The following is a 16,313-nucleotide window of genomic DNA, read 5'->3' as shown; positions in this document are numbered from 1 at the left end:
GTTTCGTTCGTTTGGACGGCGTCGCCGATCGCGCGCCGCACGATCGGCGATCAGAAGTTGAAGGTCGCCGACACCATGTAGGTGCGAGGCGCGCCGACGGCCAGATAGCCGCGCGCAGCGGACAGATAATAGGCCGTGTCTGCGACGTTCTCGATGGTGGCGCGCAGGACCGCCGGTTTGCCGTTCGGGGCCACGAAGGTGTAGCGGGCGCCGAGGTCGACCCGCGTCCAGCCGGAGACGGTCTGCGTGTTGGCCTGATCGTAGAACACGTCGGCCGTGTGGATCACGCGACCGGTGAGGGTGACGCCCGGGGCCATCCAGGCCGGCAGATCGTATTCGCCGTAGAGGGTCAGCGAGGTGGTCGGCACGCCGGGCACGTCGTTGCCGTTGTAGCGGCCGCCGATCGTCGATACCAGTTTGGCATCAATCAGTGCGATGCCGCCAAGCAGCCGGAACCCCTTGAACGGTTCGCCGAAGACGTTGAATTCGGCACCGCGGTTGCGCTGCAGTCCGTCGACCGAGAAGATGTTGGTGGTGGGATCGGTGTAGGCACTGGGCTGCTCGATCTGGAACAGTGAGGCCGTCAGCGCCACGAAACCGAAATCATACTTGGCGCCGACCTCTTGTTGCTTGCTCGCCGTCGGCGGGAAGACCGTGTTGGAGTTTCGCGCCGTCGCGGGCGCCGTCGGTCCGGCTTCGAGCGCTTCGATATAATTTCCGTAGATCGACAGCTCATCCGTCGCGCGGATCACGGCGCCGACAGCGGGGCTGAACCGGGCTTCGTTATAGTAGGACGAGCGGGTTCCCTGCGTTGGCCCTGCGGCAGTGACGAAGCCGCTGAGCGCGATGTCCTGCCATCGGCCGCCGAGGGTCAGAAGCAGCCGGTCGTTGAACAACGAAAGCGTGTCGGAGACCGCGACGCTGCGAGCGGTCAGTCGCGACAGCAGTGGCCGGTCGTCGGACTGCGCGAAGCCGCTGGTCTGAAACGCCCCCGGACGTGGACGCACGGGATTGTAGATGTTGGTCACGTAGCTGTACGGCGTGAAGCCGAGCGTTCCGCCGCGATACAGCTCGTTGTTGGCTTCGACCGCCGAAATGTTGAGCTGGTGGCCGATCACGCCGGTCCTGAATTTCGACCGCAGCCCGATCTCACCGGTGTAGCCTTGCAGCTCCTGCGGCTGGATTGCGAGCGTGTTGGTCGCCGTCCCGTTGAAATTGGTGATCCGATAGGACGAGGTGAGGAAGTCTTCGTTGTAGATGCTGCCGCCGCCGGCAAGATACAGCGTGGTGTCCGGCAGGATGTCGTATTCGGCCCGGCCGGCGATCATCTTGTAGCGGCTGTCGATGTACTCGTCCTTGCTTGCGGTATTGATGCGGCCGCTCGGCGCGGGCGGAATCACGATGTTCGGTGCCGCCGAATTGAACAGCGACGTTGGCGCATTGATGTGCTGGACCGAGCTGTTGAGGTCCAGCGAGGCGCGGAAGTCCTCGCTGCGATAATCGAGACCCAGCGAGGCGACGCCGACTTCGACCGAATTGAGCTCCAGCGGCGTATCGCCCTTGCGGTAGGAGCCGTTGAAGCGAACGCCCCATTCCTTGAAGTCGCCGAAGCGGCGACCGACATCGAGGTGATTCCAGATCTGGGAGTCGCTCATCCAGCCGGTCGTCAGACGCGTCAGCGGTTCGTCGCCGGCCCGTTTCGGGATCAGGTTGATCGTGCCGCCGACCCGGGCGGTGCCGCCGCTGAGCAGCGCGCTCGGGCCTTTCAGGATCTCGACCCGCTCGATGCCCTCGAGGAAGCTGCGCCGCGGATTGGCGAGATAGAACAGTCCGTCATAGGCGGTGTCGAGGTTGGTCACCGAGAAGCCGCGGATGAAGAACGAGTCGCGCTCGCTGAACGGAGGGGCGTCGTTGCGCACCGACGGATCGTTCAACACAACGTCGGCGATACTCCGCGCCTGTTGATCCTCCATCAGCTTGGAGGTGAAACTGGTGATGTTGAAAGGCGCCGAGAAGATCGAGGTGTTGCCGAGCAGGCCGAGCCGCGCACCGCTGCCGACCTGTCCACCGGCATAGGGCACTGGCGGTTGTCCGACCGTTCCGGTCTGCGGCACACCGGGCGTGGGGAATACCGCCGGGGGCGCCTCGGCCTGCCGCGCACGCGGACGGGATGCGACGCGGCGCGGATTGGCGGCGGTGCCCGCAGGCCGGCTCGCCGCGCGCGGACGCGCTTGCGGTTCGAGGATTTCGATCGGCGGCAAGTTCGTCGAGCGCGACGACGATGTTTGCGCCGAGGCCCCATCGGTAAGCGGCATCACGCCGAAGCCCGAAACGACTATGGCGACCTGACCAATGTTCTTTCTCATCAATCTCTCCGAGATGTTCTTCGTGGAATGTCGTGGAGGGCTATCGTCGCGCCGCGGAAGTTTGCGGGCGATCAGCTGTGATCTGGGGCCACGGTTCGCGGCCGCGTCGAGCGGCGCTTCGAGGCCGAATGGGAGGGAAGGAGCGGCAGTTCATCGCAGCCGCGCCATGCAATGGGCGTCCACGAACTCGCCGTCTCTAAAGCTGGCGGCCTTGTGGGTGCCCTCGATTGCGAAGCCGAACTTCGCGTACAGCGCCAACGCTGCGACATTGTCGGTGAACACCGTCATCTCCAGCCGTTTGATGTTCAGCCAGTTGTCGGCGGTGTCGACCATCGCGGCGAGCAGTTTCGAGCCGACGCCGATGCGCGCGTAGTTTTCGTGAACGCCGATCCAGAATTCCGCGGCGTGGGCGCGGCGCCCGTAAAACGGGCGCAAGGCTGACGCGCCGATGACGCGTCCATCCAACTCGGCCGAGTAGTGCAGGTCGCGCGGGGACTGCGGCTCCAGCCATTTGGCGATGGTTTCGAACGACTCGAAGGGAAGGGCGAGAGTCCAGAATCGAAAGGCGTGCTGATTGACGATTTCGTAGATGTCGGCCGAATCTTCCCGGCGCATCGCTCGAATGATCACATGCATGTCGTTGTCCATGGCGCGGGCCAGCTAGAACGTCAGCTTGGCGCTGACGAGGTAGGAGCGGCCGGGGTCATAGAGTGGCCGCACGACGCCGCTGCCGTATTCAAGGCCGTAGGTGCCGCGTGCCGCATAAGTCTGGTTCAACAGATTGCGAACCTCGCCGCGAAGCGTCAGCGACGGCACGGCGATCGGACGGTGTTCGGCAAAGACGTTGACGACTTCGTAGCCGTCGAGCCGGCCGATCCCGGTGGCGGGGTTCAGAAGGCTGTCATCCTCGAACGCGATCTCGACATCACCACCGATCGTCAGGCTCAACGGTACGAAACTGTGCGCGACCTGAACCGTCAGGATGTCGCCGATCGGAGCGGTCAGGTACTTGCCGAGGTAGCTGTCGGCCGGCCTGCCATTGATCGTTGCGTCGGTGCGAACGAACTGCAGGCGAACAAAGCCATCGTCCCAAGAGTAGGCGCCGCCGACGTGGAAGCCCTGGCTCTGCACATCGAAGGCGCGCAGCGCCATGTCGGCGGCCCACAGCGGGACGCGGGCATCCCAGATTCGAGTCCGGAACACGCCACCCTCGATCCGGAAGCTCGCAAAGTGCGCTACCAGGCCGGCGGTGGCGTTGTCCGAGGTGACCGCACGCGGTCCGGTGCCGTAGTTCCAGGCCGGGTTCTGGACATAGTTTTCTGCAAGCGGAACGCCGGCCCAGACGTTGGAGTAACCTGCCTTGGCGGTCAGGTGACTGGTCAGGGCGTATTCGCCCGATACGTTGCTGCTCAAGCCCTGGTCGCTGGAGCGGAAGCCGTTGATGCCGCCGAACTGCTGATGGTCGCCGCGTAGCCCGAACGACAGCTTGGCGTTGTCCAGGAATGTCAGCCGGGCCTGGGCATAGGCGCCGACATTGTCGGAGGTCTCGGCAGTTCGATAAGCCCGTTCGATCGATCTGGCGCGGTCGCGGTAGAAATCGATGCCGGCGACCATGTCTCCGATCGGCAGCGCGAACTTGTTCTCCAGCTTCCCGTTGAGACTGTCGGTGACGCCTTCGCTGGTGTAGCTGTAGGTCTCAGGCGTGGCACCGGCGTACTGATCGACCGCGACCTGGGTGCGGTTGTAGCCAAGCACGACGTTCGGATTCCACCACCCCTCCGGCGAGACATTGGAGTAGCTGACGACCGTGTTTTGCCGGTCGAGCTTGTAGGGACGGACGAGCGGCGTGGTCTGCGAACCGTAGATCTGCACCGCATTGGCGCGGAACGGCCGGATGGCGTCGTCGCGGATCTGCTCGTGGCTGATGGACAAGCGATGTCCGTCGGCGTTCTGATAGGCGAGCTTACCGAGCCCGCTCAGGACATTGGTGGCGCTGCCGAGCACCTGTTCGCCGTTACCGGCTCGAAATTCGCTGCCTTTGCCATAAGTGAACGAGCCGAGCGCCTCGAATTCGCCCTGGCGGCTGTAGCTGGTGAGGTTGGTGGTCGAGACGTTGCCGTTGAAATTGAACGTGGACTTGATCGAGCCCCCGAAACCGTCCGCGGAGAGGAAGTCTCGTGCGTCCTTGGTGAAGTAAGCAATCGCGCCGCCGAGCGCGCCGGGGCCGGCATCGGCTGGCGCCACACCGGCATCCACACGCACCGCCCTAAGCAGGCTGGGGTCGATCATCGTGGTGGCGTTGTGGTGGAAGACCTTGTTGTTCTGGCGTGAGCCGTCGATCGAGATCGCCAGATTGGTCTCCTCGATGCCTTGGACATAGAGCTTCTGAGACATCGGCAATGACGAGCCGACCACGATGCTTGGTTCGCCGCGGAACACGCCTCTCAGGTCCGTCGCATTTCGGCGTTCGATATCGGCGCTGGTGATATCGATCTCGCTGATGCCGCCGCGCCCGATGCTGACCTCAGTCACGCTGATCGTTTCGAGCGCGATGGCGGCGTCGGGCGCCGATTCGATGGTGACGGTGCGTGGGCCGGTGAAGCGATAGGCGAGGTTCGATCCGGCGAGAATTTCGCGCAGCGCGGTCTCGGCGGCAAGGCGGCCGCTGACGGCGGGTGAGGCGCCACTGATTGCACCTCCGCCGAGCCGAACGACCTGAATACCTGTTGTCGTCGTGAAATCGGCCAGCGCCGACAGGCGCGACTTGGGCGCGATCCGGAAGTCGAACGTCGCGTCCGCTCGCGGCCGGGCTTCGGACGCGGTCACGAAAAGTGCCAGCGCACAGAGGGAGGCCCCGCACCTCGATCCGGCGACACTGGCAAATCTTCGCATGGTCTTGACGTCCCCCACGACGGTCGAGGGGTACGCATTCAGAGCCCTCGCTGATCAACGTGCGTGCGAGGCAAAACCCGTAAAAATAATGAGAAGCATTACCGGTAGATCAGCGTGGCCACGCCAGGCACCGACAAGGTGCGCACCCCAAGGGTGGCGCGGAGCGCCTCCAGCACCGTCTCCTGATCGTCGGCGCGAAAAGTACCGGACAGCGTCGTCCGTTCGAGTTGCCGATCGACGATCAGAACGTGACCGGGTGCCATCTTGTCGAGCTCTTTGACCACCTGCGACAATGGCGCGCGGTCGACGATGATCAGGCCGCGTCGCCAGGCGAATGCCTGGTCCGGTTCGATCGCGGCTGGCGTGCTGAGGCGACCGTTCTGGAACGCGACCCGCTGCCAATCGGTCAAATCGACTTCAAGATCTGTCGTCGGAGGGCCTGAGACAGCAACCCGGCCGTGCTCGACAGTCACCGCCGCAGCGTCGCGGTCCACCTCGAAGGCGGTCCCGCGAACCTGAACGTCCACCTGTCCCGCGTGGACGGTGAAAGGACGTGCGGAGTCGGCAACGACGTCGAACCAGGCGCGGCCGCGCAACAGGGTCACGACGCGGCGGCCGCCCGCCATGTCGCTGTTCAGGGCCGTGTCGCCGTCGAGCACCGCCAGCGAGCCATCGGCGAGGCGCACGTCGCGCCGCTCACCAGGGCGCGTGGCCGCATCGGCAAAGGCCCGGTCGATGATGCCGGGATCGCGCCACATCAAGATCGCCGCGACCAGCGTCAGCACCGCCGAAGCGGCGGCGAACTTCACTCCGATCTTTGCCGGGCGGCGAGGACGCGGAGTTGGGATCGGCGCCGGGGTGTCGCGGTGCCATCCGGAAGCGGCGAGCTGTGCCGCCGGCTGGTCGAGTGCACCCCAGAGCTCCGAGACGTCTTGCATCGCCGCAGGATGCGTTGCATCCGCCCTGAGCCAGATCTGGTAAGCGCGGCGGGTTTCGTCCGACACGAGCGGATTGTTGAGGCGGACGAACCACTCGGTGGCCTCCTGGAGCGCCCGCTGACGATCGTCGTTATTCGATGCGGTGTTCATCTCCACGCCATCTCTCGCGACGCGCGGGGGCATGATCGACGCCGCGCGTCTCCGACGCGCGGCCGTAGCCGCATTCTCGCGTATGATCGTAGGATGCCGTGTTTCAATGCATCAAGACTTCATAAGTGGTTCAGAACGATCGGCTTGCCGTGATAGCTTTCGACCGGCATCTCATAGCCGAAGATCCGCTGCAAGCTGGTTGTGTTTGCGATCAGCGCCGGAGGGCCGCTCGCGACTACCGCGCCGTGCTTCAGGGCGACGATGTAATCGGCGTAAGTCACCGCCTGATTGATATCGTGCAAAACGATCACGATGGCCCGCCGTTCACTGTCGGCGATCTCGCGGAGGGCGCGCATCAGCTCGCGCGCATAAAACATGTCGAGATTGTTGAGCGGCTCATCCAACAGCAACCATCGCGTGCCCTGACAGAACGTCATCGCCACCAGCACGAGCTGCCGCTGTCCGCCGGATAGCGTGTCGATGAAGCGGTCGGCGAATGACGTCAGATCAAAGCGTTCGAGCGCGGCCTGGGTCAGTGCCCGATCTTCGTCGGTGATGCGGCCGCCATTGTGCGGGAACCGGCCGAAGGCGACCAGCTCACGCACGCGCAGCCGGCTGGCAATCGCCGGATCTTGCCGCAGGATCGCGAGCGTGCGGGCGAGTATGCGGCTCGGCGTCGCGCCGACGGTCAAGCCGTCAACCGTGATGGTGCCTTGCTGCAATGGCTGAAGCCGGGCGATCAGCGATAACAGGCTCGATTTGCCGGCTCCGTTCGGCCCGATCAACGCGGTGACGCCGGTCTCCGGGATTTCCAGATTGATGTCTTTGAGGATCGGCGCGCCCTGATGGGCGAGCGAGACGTTGTTCACGACGATCATCGCCGGACTCCGTGCAGAAGCATTACGAGGAACACCAGACCGCCGACGAACTCGATGACGACGCCAAGTGTTGAGGCGCCGCCGAGAACATGCTGCAGGATGGTTTGGCCGCCGACCAGCACGATCACGGCGACCAGCGCCGCGGCCGGAAGCAGGATCGCGTGGCGCCGCGTATCGATCAGCCGTTCGCCGAGGGCGACGACCAGCAGGCCGAAGAACGCCACCGGCCCGACGAGCGCGGTCGAGACCGCGACCAGCGCCGCGACCAGCATAATCATGCCCGCAACGACGCGCGGCCATTCCAGGCCAAGGCCGGTCGAGACATCGCGGCCGAGCGCCAATACGTCGAGGACATGGCGCATCCGCCAGACGATGGCGATGCCGACCAGCGTCAGCGCGCAGGCGGCGATCAGAAGCTCGCCGTGGATCTTGCTGAAATTGGCGTAGCTGGCGCCCTGCAGCACCACGAAGTCGTTGGGATCGATCAGCCGGGCGAGCAGCGACGACAGGCTGCGGAACAGCACGCCGACGGTGACGCCGGTGAGCAGCATCAGGATCAGGTCCATGCGGGCCTTCAGCAGCGGCAGAAACAGCAGCGCCGCGAGGATCACCATCACTGTGGTCTCGCCGGCGAACTTGAGGCGCGGGTCAAGCACCGCGATACCAAGCCCGCCGACGGCGAACACCAGCAGCGCCTGGCCGAACACGTAGAGCGCGTCGAGTCCCATGATCGACGGCGTCAGGATCCGGTTGGTCGTCACCGTCTGAAACACCACCGTCGAGACTGCAATCGAGACCGCAACTACGATCAGCGCAGCCAGGCGGACGGCGCGCAGTTCGAGGGCGAACCAGACGTTTCCACGCAGCCCGACCGTCATGTAGGCTGCGATGCAAGCGAGCGCGACCACGCCGAGCGAGGCCAGCACAATCGGCGATCTGTCACGCATCGGACGGACGGCGCAATAGAAGCCACAGGAATGACGCTGCGCCGACGACGCCCAGCACGGTGCCGACGGGGATCTCGTAGGGGAAGTGCAGCAGCCGGCCGATGATGTCGCAGGCGAGCACCAGGGCGGCGCCGCTTCCCGCGACCCAGGGGATCAGCGACCGCATGTTGTCGCCGATCAGCCGCGAAACCATGTTGGGGACCACGAGACCCACGAACGGGATCATCCCGACGATCACCACGGTCAGCGCGGTGACGATCGAGATGATCAGCAGCCCGATTTGCATCATGCGGGCATAGTCCAGCCCCAGCCCGACACTGACGTCGCGTCCGAGCGACATCAAAGTGAGGCGGTCGGCGAACGCCCAGGTCACGGCGAGGACAGCGGCCGAGACCCAGAGGAGTTCGTAGCGACCGCGCAGCACGCCGGAGAACTCGCCGTTGGTCCAGATCTCGATGAACTGCAGCAGATCGGTGTGCCAAGCGACGAAGGTGACGGCGGCGCCGACCACGCCGCCGTAGACCAGCCCGAACAGCGGCACCAGAAACGGCTGTGTCGGCGGCAGCCGATGGGCGATCGCCAGGAACAGCGATGTGCCGGCGAGGGCGGTCAGGCTCGCGACCAGTGTCTTGGTGGCGATCGAGGCCGAAGGGAGCAACAGCGCCACCAACAGGATGCCGAGCGCGGCGCTCTGGCCCGTGCCCGCCGTGGTCGGCTCCACGAACCGGTTGCGTGCCAGCGTCTGCATTACCAGGCCGGCAATCGCGAGGCCGGCGCCGGTCAGAACGGCGGCCAGCGTGCGCGGCAGCCGGCTCGCGGCAACGAGATAAAGCGTATCGGGATTGGTCAACACGTCGCGCGGCGCGACGTCGCCGACGCCGACGAAGATGCTGACGGCGAACAGGGCGACCAGCGCCAGCAGCGCGGTCGTCCCAGCGGAGCGCGAGGCGGCTCGCTCGACTGCAATCATCGCGGCTCCGAGAAGCCGCGGGTGAGAGCCGCCAGAACGCGGGTCATCGCCTGAATGCCCCCGCCGGCGATGTACAGATCGGCGGAGGGAAGATAGATCACGCGGCCGCTCTTCCAGGCCCTGGTGTCGCGCACCAGCTCGTTGTCGAGCGTGGCTCGCGCCTGATTGTCGCCGGCGCCGATCGCCATCGCGCGGTCGACCACGATCAGCCAGTCCGGATCGGCCTTGCGGACGAACTCGAAGGAGACCGCTTCGCCATGGATCGAGGGGGCCATGGTGGTCACCGCCGGCTCGATCTGGAGCGTGCTGTGAATCCAGCCGAACCGCGATCCGAGGCCAAAGGCGGAAATTTTCGGCCCGTTGGTCATCACGATCAGCGCGCGTCCTTTACCCTTGGCCGCATCGCGCGCCGCGGCGATTGCCGCGTTGAACTTCTGCTTTTCTTGCTCGGCGGTCTGCTCCCGGCCGAACAGCCGGCCGTAGGCCTGAAGCCGGGCTTCGGCATCCCGGACCAGTTCCTGTCCGTCGATCGTCATGTCGATCGTGGGCGCGATACGCGAGGTGAACTTCGCCTTGGGCGATGAACGACCACCGAGAATGATCAGATCCGGATCGAGCGCGCTAAGGGCTTCGAGATTAGGTTCAAACAGCGTGCCGACGACCTCGCCGCCGGCAGCGGCTGATTTCAGTTCGGGCAGGAACACCCGATCCGGAACGCCGGCAGCCTTGACGCCGAGCAGGTCGAGCGTATCGAGCGCTGCCATGTCGAATACGGCGACGCGAGACGGTTTTGCCTGCACTCTGACGATGCCCGTCGCGGTCGGAATCTCGATCGTTTCTGCGGATGCCATCGCAGGCAGAGCGAGGGCGGTCAGCACGGTGATCATGCGGATCAAATACATGATTGTCCTTTGGCTGAAGCGGCGAGCCAATGCCGCCCCTTGCCGAAGTGAAGTTTGATGGCGGAACGTGATGGTGCAGACCGAGAGTTTCATCACCGCACACCGGCTCGGCGCTTTTGGGGCGCCGCCCCGGTCAGGCCTTGGCGGGCACACCAACAGACGAACACCTCGTGCAGCTTGGCCTTGATCGCGGTTTCCAGCGCATCCAGCTGGTCCAGCGCCTGATAGATGTCGGCGGCGCAGGCGCGATCCTCTGTCTGGGCCAACCGCAGGATCTTCAGATGCAGCGCCGGCAGGCCGAGCGCGAGCTCTTCGATCCGGTCGCACCACGTCAGGAACGTGTCGTTCGGCAACTCCAGTTCGCGCCAGAAGAAGGCGAAGCCGTGCTCGTAAGCCCATTTCCGGATCGACAGCACGGGAAGCTCACGCACCGCATCGCCGAGCGCCTGCAGGCGCAGGCCATCGCGGCAGCCGAGATGGGCATCGACGACTTCGCGGATGCGGCGGATCAGCGGATTGTCGTTGGATACGAAGCACGCCAGAAAATAGTCGCCGATGTCGGCCGCGGCCGGCAGCTGAATGGCGCGACGATCGAACATGTAACCACCGGCGACGCTCGGTTGAGCGACGGCGTTGATGATACGGTCTTTGGCGATCGGCCCCTCCCAGCGGAAGTCGGGATCGCGAACCCGCCAGATTTCCGGATCTGCCGTCGCTTCGACCATCAGATAGTGCGGAAATGGGTTCTGGTTGAACTTGTTCTCCCGCTCCGGCAGATGGAACATGTCCAGCATCACCATCACGCTTTCGGTCGGCTGCCGGGCGGCGACCAGACCAATCAGCCTGTCGAGATTGGCCTGCTTGGTCGTCGAGTGATCGTACCATTCGGTGACATGCACGCCGTAGAGCCGCTCGAACCAATGGCAAAAGAAGCCGTGGCTGATCTGATCGGTGTGATAGCGCAATTGAAACTTGTCGGAGACAGCGAAGTCGGCGTCCCAGAGACCGAAATACATCGGACGGTGATCGAGGCCGGCGGCCTTCACCGCGTCGCAGAGACACGACACGACGCAATGTACTTTGATGTCCGGACAGACGTCGGCATGGACGTCGGGTGCGTCCGCGACTGCAGTATCACTGGCGCTTGCGGCAGCCGGGGAGGGGACGGCTAACAACTCCACCAGATCGCTCACTGTTTCGATCGCGGTCGCTGCGACAGCCGCTTCGGGGACGACGATGCCGTGATCGAGCTCCAGATGCAAAAGCAGGTCCAGCAGCAACACCGAGTCGAGATAGAGGTCGGCGTTCAGCCGCGATTGTGGGCCGAAGCCGTCGAGATGCCGGTTGTTCATCCGCTCGGCAAGCACCTGGTGGATCGCGGCCGTGATCTCCTGGCGAGTCACGCCGCGGTCTCCTCTGCCAAAAGCTCGAGGCGCCCTTCGGCATGCAAGGCGGCGATGTCTCGCCGGTTGATCTTGCCGTTCGCCTGCCGTGGCAGCCGGGGCAGGCGCACCGTCTCCATTGGGACCTGATGGGGAGCCAGGTTCTTGATACACCAGTCGCGCAGGTCCGCCGCCGCAATGCTGTGGTCGGCGCTGAACGCCACAGCGACTCGCTCGCCCGCGAGGGAATCTTGCCGTCGGAAGACGACCGCGTCGGTCACACCCGGCATCGCCATCACCACGTCCTCGACCTCCTTTGGATAGACGTTGAGGCCAGAGACATTGATGGTGTCGTCGAGGCGCCCGAGGAACACCAATGTGCCATCGTCTTTGGTGTAGCCGAGATCGGCCGTCCGGATTGCGCGTTCGCCGACGTGGACCACGATCTCGCGCGGCTGACCAGCATCTCCGGCCTCGACACGGAGATGGGACAGTGGCACTCCCATGTCGCTTGATGCGGCCAGGTTCGGATTGATCGCCACGCATCCGGCTTCCGAGCAGCCATATTGCTGAAACAGATGCGTGGTCCGGGCCCGGATCGTCATCAGCCATTGGTCGGGCAGCAGGGTGCCGGACGTCATCGCGGCATGGATCGTCTCGCCTGCGGGCAGCAGGCGGGCGATGGTGTGGAGCATCGCGGGCGATGAATACAGCAGCGGCCGGTTGGTCTGGCGCAGGCGAGCGATGAGATATTTTGGATTGGCCGTGCCGAGAATGTGCGGAATCTGGCCGCGGCGGAGCCCGACCAGAACGCCGCAGATCAGTCCATAGGAATGTGTGATCGGGCATGCGATCAGCGGTGTCATGTTCTGTGGGGCGGTGAAAGTATTCACATAGCTGTCGATCTCGCGATCGATCTCAGCCCAACTGCGGGCGACCCGCTTCGGTTCGCCGGTGGTGCCGGATGTGGTCTGCAGCAGCCCGCCGGGACCGGGACCTTCGCCGCCCAGATCCTCGATAGTGAGATCATCGGTCACCAGCCGGTGGCAGCCGAGGTCGATTGCCAGCCGGCGCGCCGCAGCGCGCGGCGTCGACGGATGGATCGGCAGCACGCTGGCACCGGCATCCCGGATGGCGAGCAGCAGTGCCAAGAATTCTGCCGGATCGGACAGGCAGACTGCAAAGCTCAGCTTGGACCGATCATTGAGGCCCACAGCCTGAGCGGCGCGGGCGCCCATCGCCTGCAGCTGGGCCTGATCGTAGAATTTGTCGCCGGCCTGGATCATGCGTACTCCCGTGCGATCGGCGCAACGGCCGTAAGTGGATTTGGGACTTTGTGTTGCAGAGCGTCGCCCGACAGGCCGAGTTTTCGAGCGAGCAGGCTCTCGATCACGATCTCAGGTGCGCCGAAGCCGAGACGGGCGACGCGTTCACCGAGGCCGTGTTCGGCGATGTCGGCGGCCAGACGCAACGACACCCGATGCCAGAAGGCGCCCTCGCTGATCCCGTAGAAGCTCTGCACCAGATGCGAGATCTCGGACAGATTGAACACGAACAGGCAATCGACGAACAGATCGCGCAAGTCCTCCGGCCGTTCCATCCAATAGTACTGGTTCGGCAGCGCGCCACGATAACGAGGATCGAGAGCTGGAAAATCCGGTGCCAGGTTGGGATCGGCGAGGAAGTCCGGCACGAATTCCAGGCTGTCGTGGAAGTCCCGCAGGATCAGACGTTCGGGCCAGCCGTCGCGGTGGACCAGCACCATGTTTTGGCCGTGCGCTTCAGTGGCGATGCCATGGACGACGAGGAGCCGCCACACCGGCAGCACCGCGACGTCGATCAATCGGTCGAGCCATGGCTTGATGCCGTAGCGCTGCAGCCACGGATCGATGAAGGGCAGGCCATCTGCTTCGATCGCCATCAGCGCATTGAACGGCACTGCACGCTCGCCGTCCGCAAGCTTGCTCTCGACGCTCTCCCGCCAGATCGCCGCGACGTCTCCCTCGAGCGAACCATCCCGATCGACGATCGCGCCGGCAAATTCGCGGACGATGTCGAGCCGATAGCGGGTTTTGAACAGCGGGTCGCCGTCGAGAACTGCGTCGAGCCAGCGCGACAGCAGCGGGGCGGTCGCGACCGAATGCGCCTCGATGTTGCGGCGAGTCGAGGTGTTGACGATGCCGAGCGACAGCTTCACGTTGCTCCGGCATGGGCTCTGAGCGTTACAGAGCGTTCGCACGGACTGGCTGGCGCGATACGCGTCACCAGCGGCTCCGAGATAGTGTATATGGCCGGCCTCGAACAGGGGACGCAGGCGGCTGGTCGACAGATCATGCCATTGCCACGGATGGATCGGCATCAAGCCGAAACGTTCGTGTTCGAGGCCGAGGGCGGCAGCGCGCGCTTCGATCTCTGCGAGTCCCGAGGCGCCGAGCTCACGCTGCCAGAACGTCTCTTCCGTGTCTGGCAACGACAGATCGATGTGGTCCCGGGCCACCGCGAGCCAGACCAACTGGAACGAGCCACCCGCTTCAGGGCCGTAGCAGCGGTGGTCGTGCTCATCGAATCCGGTGCGCGACTTGAAGCAGGGGTGGTAGGGGTGCCCTTCGTCGATCGCAGCGTCGAGTGTGGAGAACGACATCAGTCGCCGGTCGTGGCGCGGAGCATTGAGCCGATTCCAACGCACCAGCGCTTCGGTCTGACCGAGTTCCTGAGCGAGCCGCGCGTGCTCTTGCGGGGCCCCGGGAAGGGCCGCGACCGCATCGGCGATCGACGCCTGACGCCACGCGCTGCCGGTACGGCACTCGACCGTTCCCGGCTCGAGCCGAGGCCGGCCGAACGCGCCGAGCCGGCCTCGCGCTCGCCAAGCTTGCGCGCCACTGCGCCACTCGAAGGGCCGCGCCGGGGCGGCCGCCGACGCCAAAGGACCGAACAGGTTTTCGTACAAGGCCGCTGCAATAAGCTGGCGTACGATCCGCTCCTCCGGTCGGGCAGGGATGTCACCGGGAAGCGACACGAGCTTCTCCCCGTCGCGCCGGACGGCGATTGCCGAACAGCGGATTTGCTAACTGCACATAGATCGCGCGGCCGTCCTCGGCCTCCAGCTCATCGATGCCCAACATCCGTGTCAGCAAATTGGCCTTCGCGGCAACGGTCGGGCGCTCGACAAGGCCGATGGCGAAGTCGCGTCCGACGCCGCCGAGTTCGTGCGCCAAGTCGTCGAGCCGCTCGCGCAACATGATCAGCAGCGCTTCTTCGTCGATCAGCCGATCCTGCCCCATGCGGGCGATCACCGAACAGATCTGATTGACGATCAGGTAATAGGCGAACCGCTCCTGGATCACGCGATCGTCGAAATACAAGCCGCCGATCTCGGCGGTGTCCGGCACCAGCGCGACCAGCCGATCGCGATGGGCATTCGACAGGTAGAAGCCCTGATTGTCCCGATAATAGGACGCGGTCGGCAGCCCGGCCGAGACGTCGAGCAGAACGTTCTGCTGATGCGCTTCCAAGGCCACGCCCAGTTCGTCATAGAGCTTGACGAGCGGGTCCAGCGCGCAATCGAGATAGGCCGAGAACCATTGCCGGGAAGCACTCGCCACCGGCAGGCCTTGCTGTGCAGCATGTTCGCGCACCAACAGGTCGAGCCGCGAGCGCGCGCAAGGCGGAGGATCGGCCGTCAGGGCCGCGATCGTGATGCCCTTGCTCTCGTTGCCCGTTGTGAATGGATTCTCGCGGAAGATGACTTCGAATCCACTCTCGATGCGGCCGGGGAGGGCGAGCGTCAGGTAGGCTGGATCGCGGATCAGGCGGAAGCAAGGATGGCGCGCGAGGAAATCGGTGCGCGCGAACAACCGCGACATTGCGACCCCGGCCTTGAGCTCGGGCATCCGATTGATCCGCAAGGAGTTGGTGATCCGCACCGGCAGTGAGAATTTCAGCATCCACGGAATCTCGGCGCTGTAGAGCGTGCGGACCGAGGACGTCGGCGAGAACTCCGCACCGAACGAACCGAGGCGGCGAAGCCGGCCTTGCCTGGCGAGTTCCGCGATGTCGGGATCGAGCATCACGGCTTCGGCCTGCAGCGGATGGAGGGGCAGAAGGGTTTCGCCCGGACGCAACGTCGGGCGGTCGGCCGTAGGGAGGAGAGTCTCGAGAATTCCAGAGACGCAAATCTCATCTGTGCTGCCGTGACGTAATAAAGCTGCGTCGACGGCGAAGTATGTGAGTTGAAACCGGCCGTGATGCTCCGGCGCATAAGCGGGCTGCTGCCAGTCGGCCATGCCTTGCCGACTCTTCGGCGTCGGGTGCAGCCAATGCCCAAACATGAGGCTTTGTTCGCCGTCGAGAAAGGTTCGGCCTGCCTCCCCGGAGAATCGCTGCAGGCTATCGGCAATGCACTGATAGCTCGCGAGTATGCGGCCGAGCAGCTCGACCTCCTCATTGCGCAGCGTTTCCGCCCGTGCGGCGCCCATTCCGGAATAGCATTCCTGCACCATCAGATAGAGCGCGCGGAGCGGCGCGATTTCGTGCCAGGCGTTCTCCGGTGCTCGGCAAATGAAGACACGCCCGAAGCGGAGCGGACCGCACAGCGACTCCCGTTCGATTTCGGCGCGCAATGTCGCAGCCGACATCGGGCATGACCACTCGACGTAGCTCCGCCGATCCCCGCACTCCGGCCGTTCCTGCGAGGGCATTCCCGGGTCGATTTCGCGCCGGTAGCAATTGGCAAAGCTCTGGAACGTTGCGCGTTCGGCGATCTCGCGCATGGATTGGGGCATCGGTGTGTCTTCCGCAGAGCGGCCCGAGTTGCTGGGCCGTATGGGTTCAACGGTCGACAGCGCCCAACCCCGTAATCGTGGCCGGGTGCGTCATTTAGAATTCAACC

The 16,313-nt window shown here is 64.5% G+C and carries 12 protein-coding genes; all 12 read right to left on the bottom strand.

What is annotated here, in order from left to right:
* Nucleotides 1-50: 50 nt before the first annotated feature.
* Nucleotides 51-2,366: a TonB-dependent receptor gene (locus tag DWA33_RS12020; protein WP_114358333.1), complete on the bottom strand. Its 2,316-nt coding sequence runs from the start codon at nucleotides 2,364-2,366 to the stop codon at nucleotides 51-53.
* 150 nt (nucleotides 2,367-2,516) lie between these two features.
* Nucleotides 2,517-3,002 (bottom strand): GNAT family N-acetyltransferase, encoded by a 486-nt coding sequence (locus tag DWA33_RS12015; protein WP_244601269.1) that lies wholly within the window; start codon nucleotides 3,000-3,002, stop codon nucleotides 2,517-2,519.
* A gap of 24 nt (nucleotides 3,003-3,026) precedes the next feature.
* Nucleotides 3,027-5,192 (bottom strand): TonB-dependent receptor, encoded by a 2,166-nt coding sequence (locus tag DWA33_RS12010; protein WP_244601268.1) that lies wholly within the window; start codon nucleotides 5,190-5,192, stop codon nucleotides 3,027-3,029.
* 164 nt (nucleotides 5,193-5,356) lie between these two features.
* Entirely contained in the window at nucleotides 5,357-6,346 is a 990-nt protein-coding gene (locus DWA33_RS12005; RefSeq protein ID WP_114358331.1) for a FecR family protein, read from the bottom strand.
* A gap of 119 nt (nucleotides 6,347-6,465) precedes the next feature.
* A complete protein-coding gene (locus DWA33_RS12000; RefSeq protein ID WP_107355504.1) occupies nucleotides 6,466-7,224 on the bottom strand; it encodes an iron ABC transporter ATP-binding protein in 759 nt (252 codons plus the stop codon).
* The gene (locus tag DWA33_RS11995) at nucleotides 7,221-8,171 is read right to left on the bottom strand and encodes an iron chelate uptake ABC transporter family permease subunit (protein ID WP_114358330.1); all 951 of its coding nucleotides are present in this window, start codon (nucleotides 8,169-8,171) and stop codon (nucleotides 7,221-7,223) included. The genes DWA33_RS12000 and DWA33_RS11995 overlap by 4 nt, the downstream gene beginning before the upstream one ends.
* Nucleotides 8,164-9,141, bottom strand: a complete 978-nt coding sequence (locus tag DWA33_RS11990) for an ABC transporter permease (RefSeq protein WP_114358329.1) — start codon at nucleotides 9,139-9,141, stop codon at nucleotides 8,164-8,166. Before DWA33_RS11990 ends, DWA33_RS11995 begins: the two co-directional genes overlap by 8 nt.
* Entirely contained in the window at nucleotides 9,138-10,043 is a 906-nt protein-coding gene (locus tag DWA33_RS11985) for a siderophore ABC transporter substrate-binding protein (protein WP_114358328.1), read from the bottom strand. The genes DWA33_RS11990 and DWA33_RS11985 overlap by 4 nt, the downstream gene beginning before the upstream one ends.
* Nucleotides 10,044-10,135: 92 nt before the next feature.
* Nucleotides 10,136-11,446, bottom strand: coding sequence for a DUF6005 family protein (locus tag DWA33_RS11980; protein WP_114358327.1), 1,311 nt, complete (start codon nucleotides 11,444-11,446; stop codon nucleotides 10,136-10,138).
* Complete coding sequence (locus DWA33_RS11975; RefSeq protein ID WP_114358326.1) at nucleotides 11,443-12,711, bottom strand: AMP-binding protein; 1,269 nt, start codon at nucleotides 12,709-12,711, stop codon at nucleotides 11,443-11,445. Before DWA33_RS11975 ends, DWA33_RS11980 begins: the two co-directional genes overlap by 4 nt.
* A complete protein-coding gene (locus DWA33_RS11970) occupies nucleotides 12,708-14,441 on the bottom strand; it encodes an IucA/IucC family protein (protein WP_114358325.1) in 1,734 nt (577 codons plus the stop codon). The genes DWA33_RS11975 and DWA33_RS11970 overlap by 4 nt, the downstream gene beginning before the upstream one ends.
* Nucleotides 14,425-16,206, bottom strand: a complete 1,782-nt coding sequence (locus DWA33_RS11965) for an IucA/IucC family protein (RefSeq protein ID WP_114358324.1) — start codon at nucleotides 16,204-16,206, stop codon at nucleotides 14,425-14,427. Before DWA33_RS11965 ends, DWA33_RS11970 begins: the two co-directional genes overlap by 17 nt.
* Between the last annotated feature and the right edge of the window lie 107 nt (nucleotides 16,207-16,313).

Origin of the sequence: Rhodopseudomonas pentothenatexigens (assembly GCF_900218015.1) — a bacterium.
In the GTDB taxonomy this organism is placed as follows: Bacteria; Pseudomonadota; Alphaproteobacteria; order Rhizobiales; family Xanthobacteraceae; genus Rhodopseudomonas; species Rhodopseudomonas pentothenatexigens.
Note: the sequence above shows the minus strand (reverse complement) of the source record. Positions and strands in the feature narration are given on the sequence as shown.

Bases quoted from the DNA above. Each gene is read 5' to 3' on its own strand.
- DWA33_RS12020 (WP_114358333.1), bottom strand. From the start codon at position 2,366: ATGAGAAAGAACATTGGTCAGGTCGCCATAGTCGTTTCGGGCTTCGGC.
- DWA33_RS12015 (WP_244601269.1), bottom strand. From the start codon at position 3,002: ATGCATGTGATCATTCGAGCGATGCGCCGGGAAGATTCGGCCGACATC.
- DWA33_RS12005 (WP_114358331.1), bottom strand. From the start codon at position 6,346: ATGAACACCGCATCGAATAACGACGATCGTCAGCGGGCGCTCCAGGAG.
- DWA33_RS12000 (WP_107355504.1), bottom strand. From the start codon at position 7,224: ATGATCGTCGTGAACAACGTCTCGCTCGCCCATCAGGGCGCGCCGATC.
- DWA33_RS11995 (WP_114358330.1), bottom strand. From the start codon at position 8,171: ATGCGTGACAGATCGCCGATTGTGCTGGCCTCGCTCGGCGTGGTCGCG.
- DWA33_RS11990 (WP_114358329.1), bottom strand. From the start codon at position 9,141: ATGATTGCAGTCGAGCGAGCCGCCTCGCGCTCCGCTGGGACGACCGCG.
- DWA33_RS11985 (WP_114358328.1), bottom strand. From the start codon at position 10,043: ATGTATTTGATCCGCATGATCACCGTGCTGACCGCCCTCGCTCTGCCT.
- DWA33_RS11975 (WP_114358326.1), bottom strand. From the start codon at position 12,711: ATGATCCAGGCCGGCGACAAATTCTACGATCAGGCCCAGCTGCAGGCG.
- DWA33_RS11965 (WP_114358324.1), bottom strand. From the start codon at position 16,206: ATGCCCCAATCCATGCGCGAGATCGCCGAACGCGCAACGTTCCAGAGC.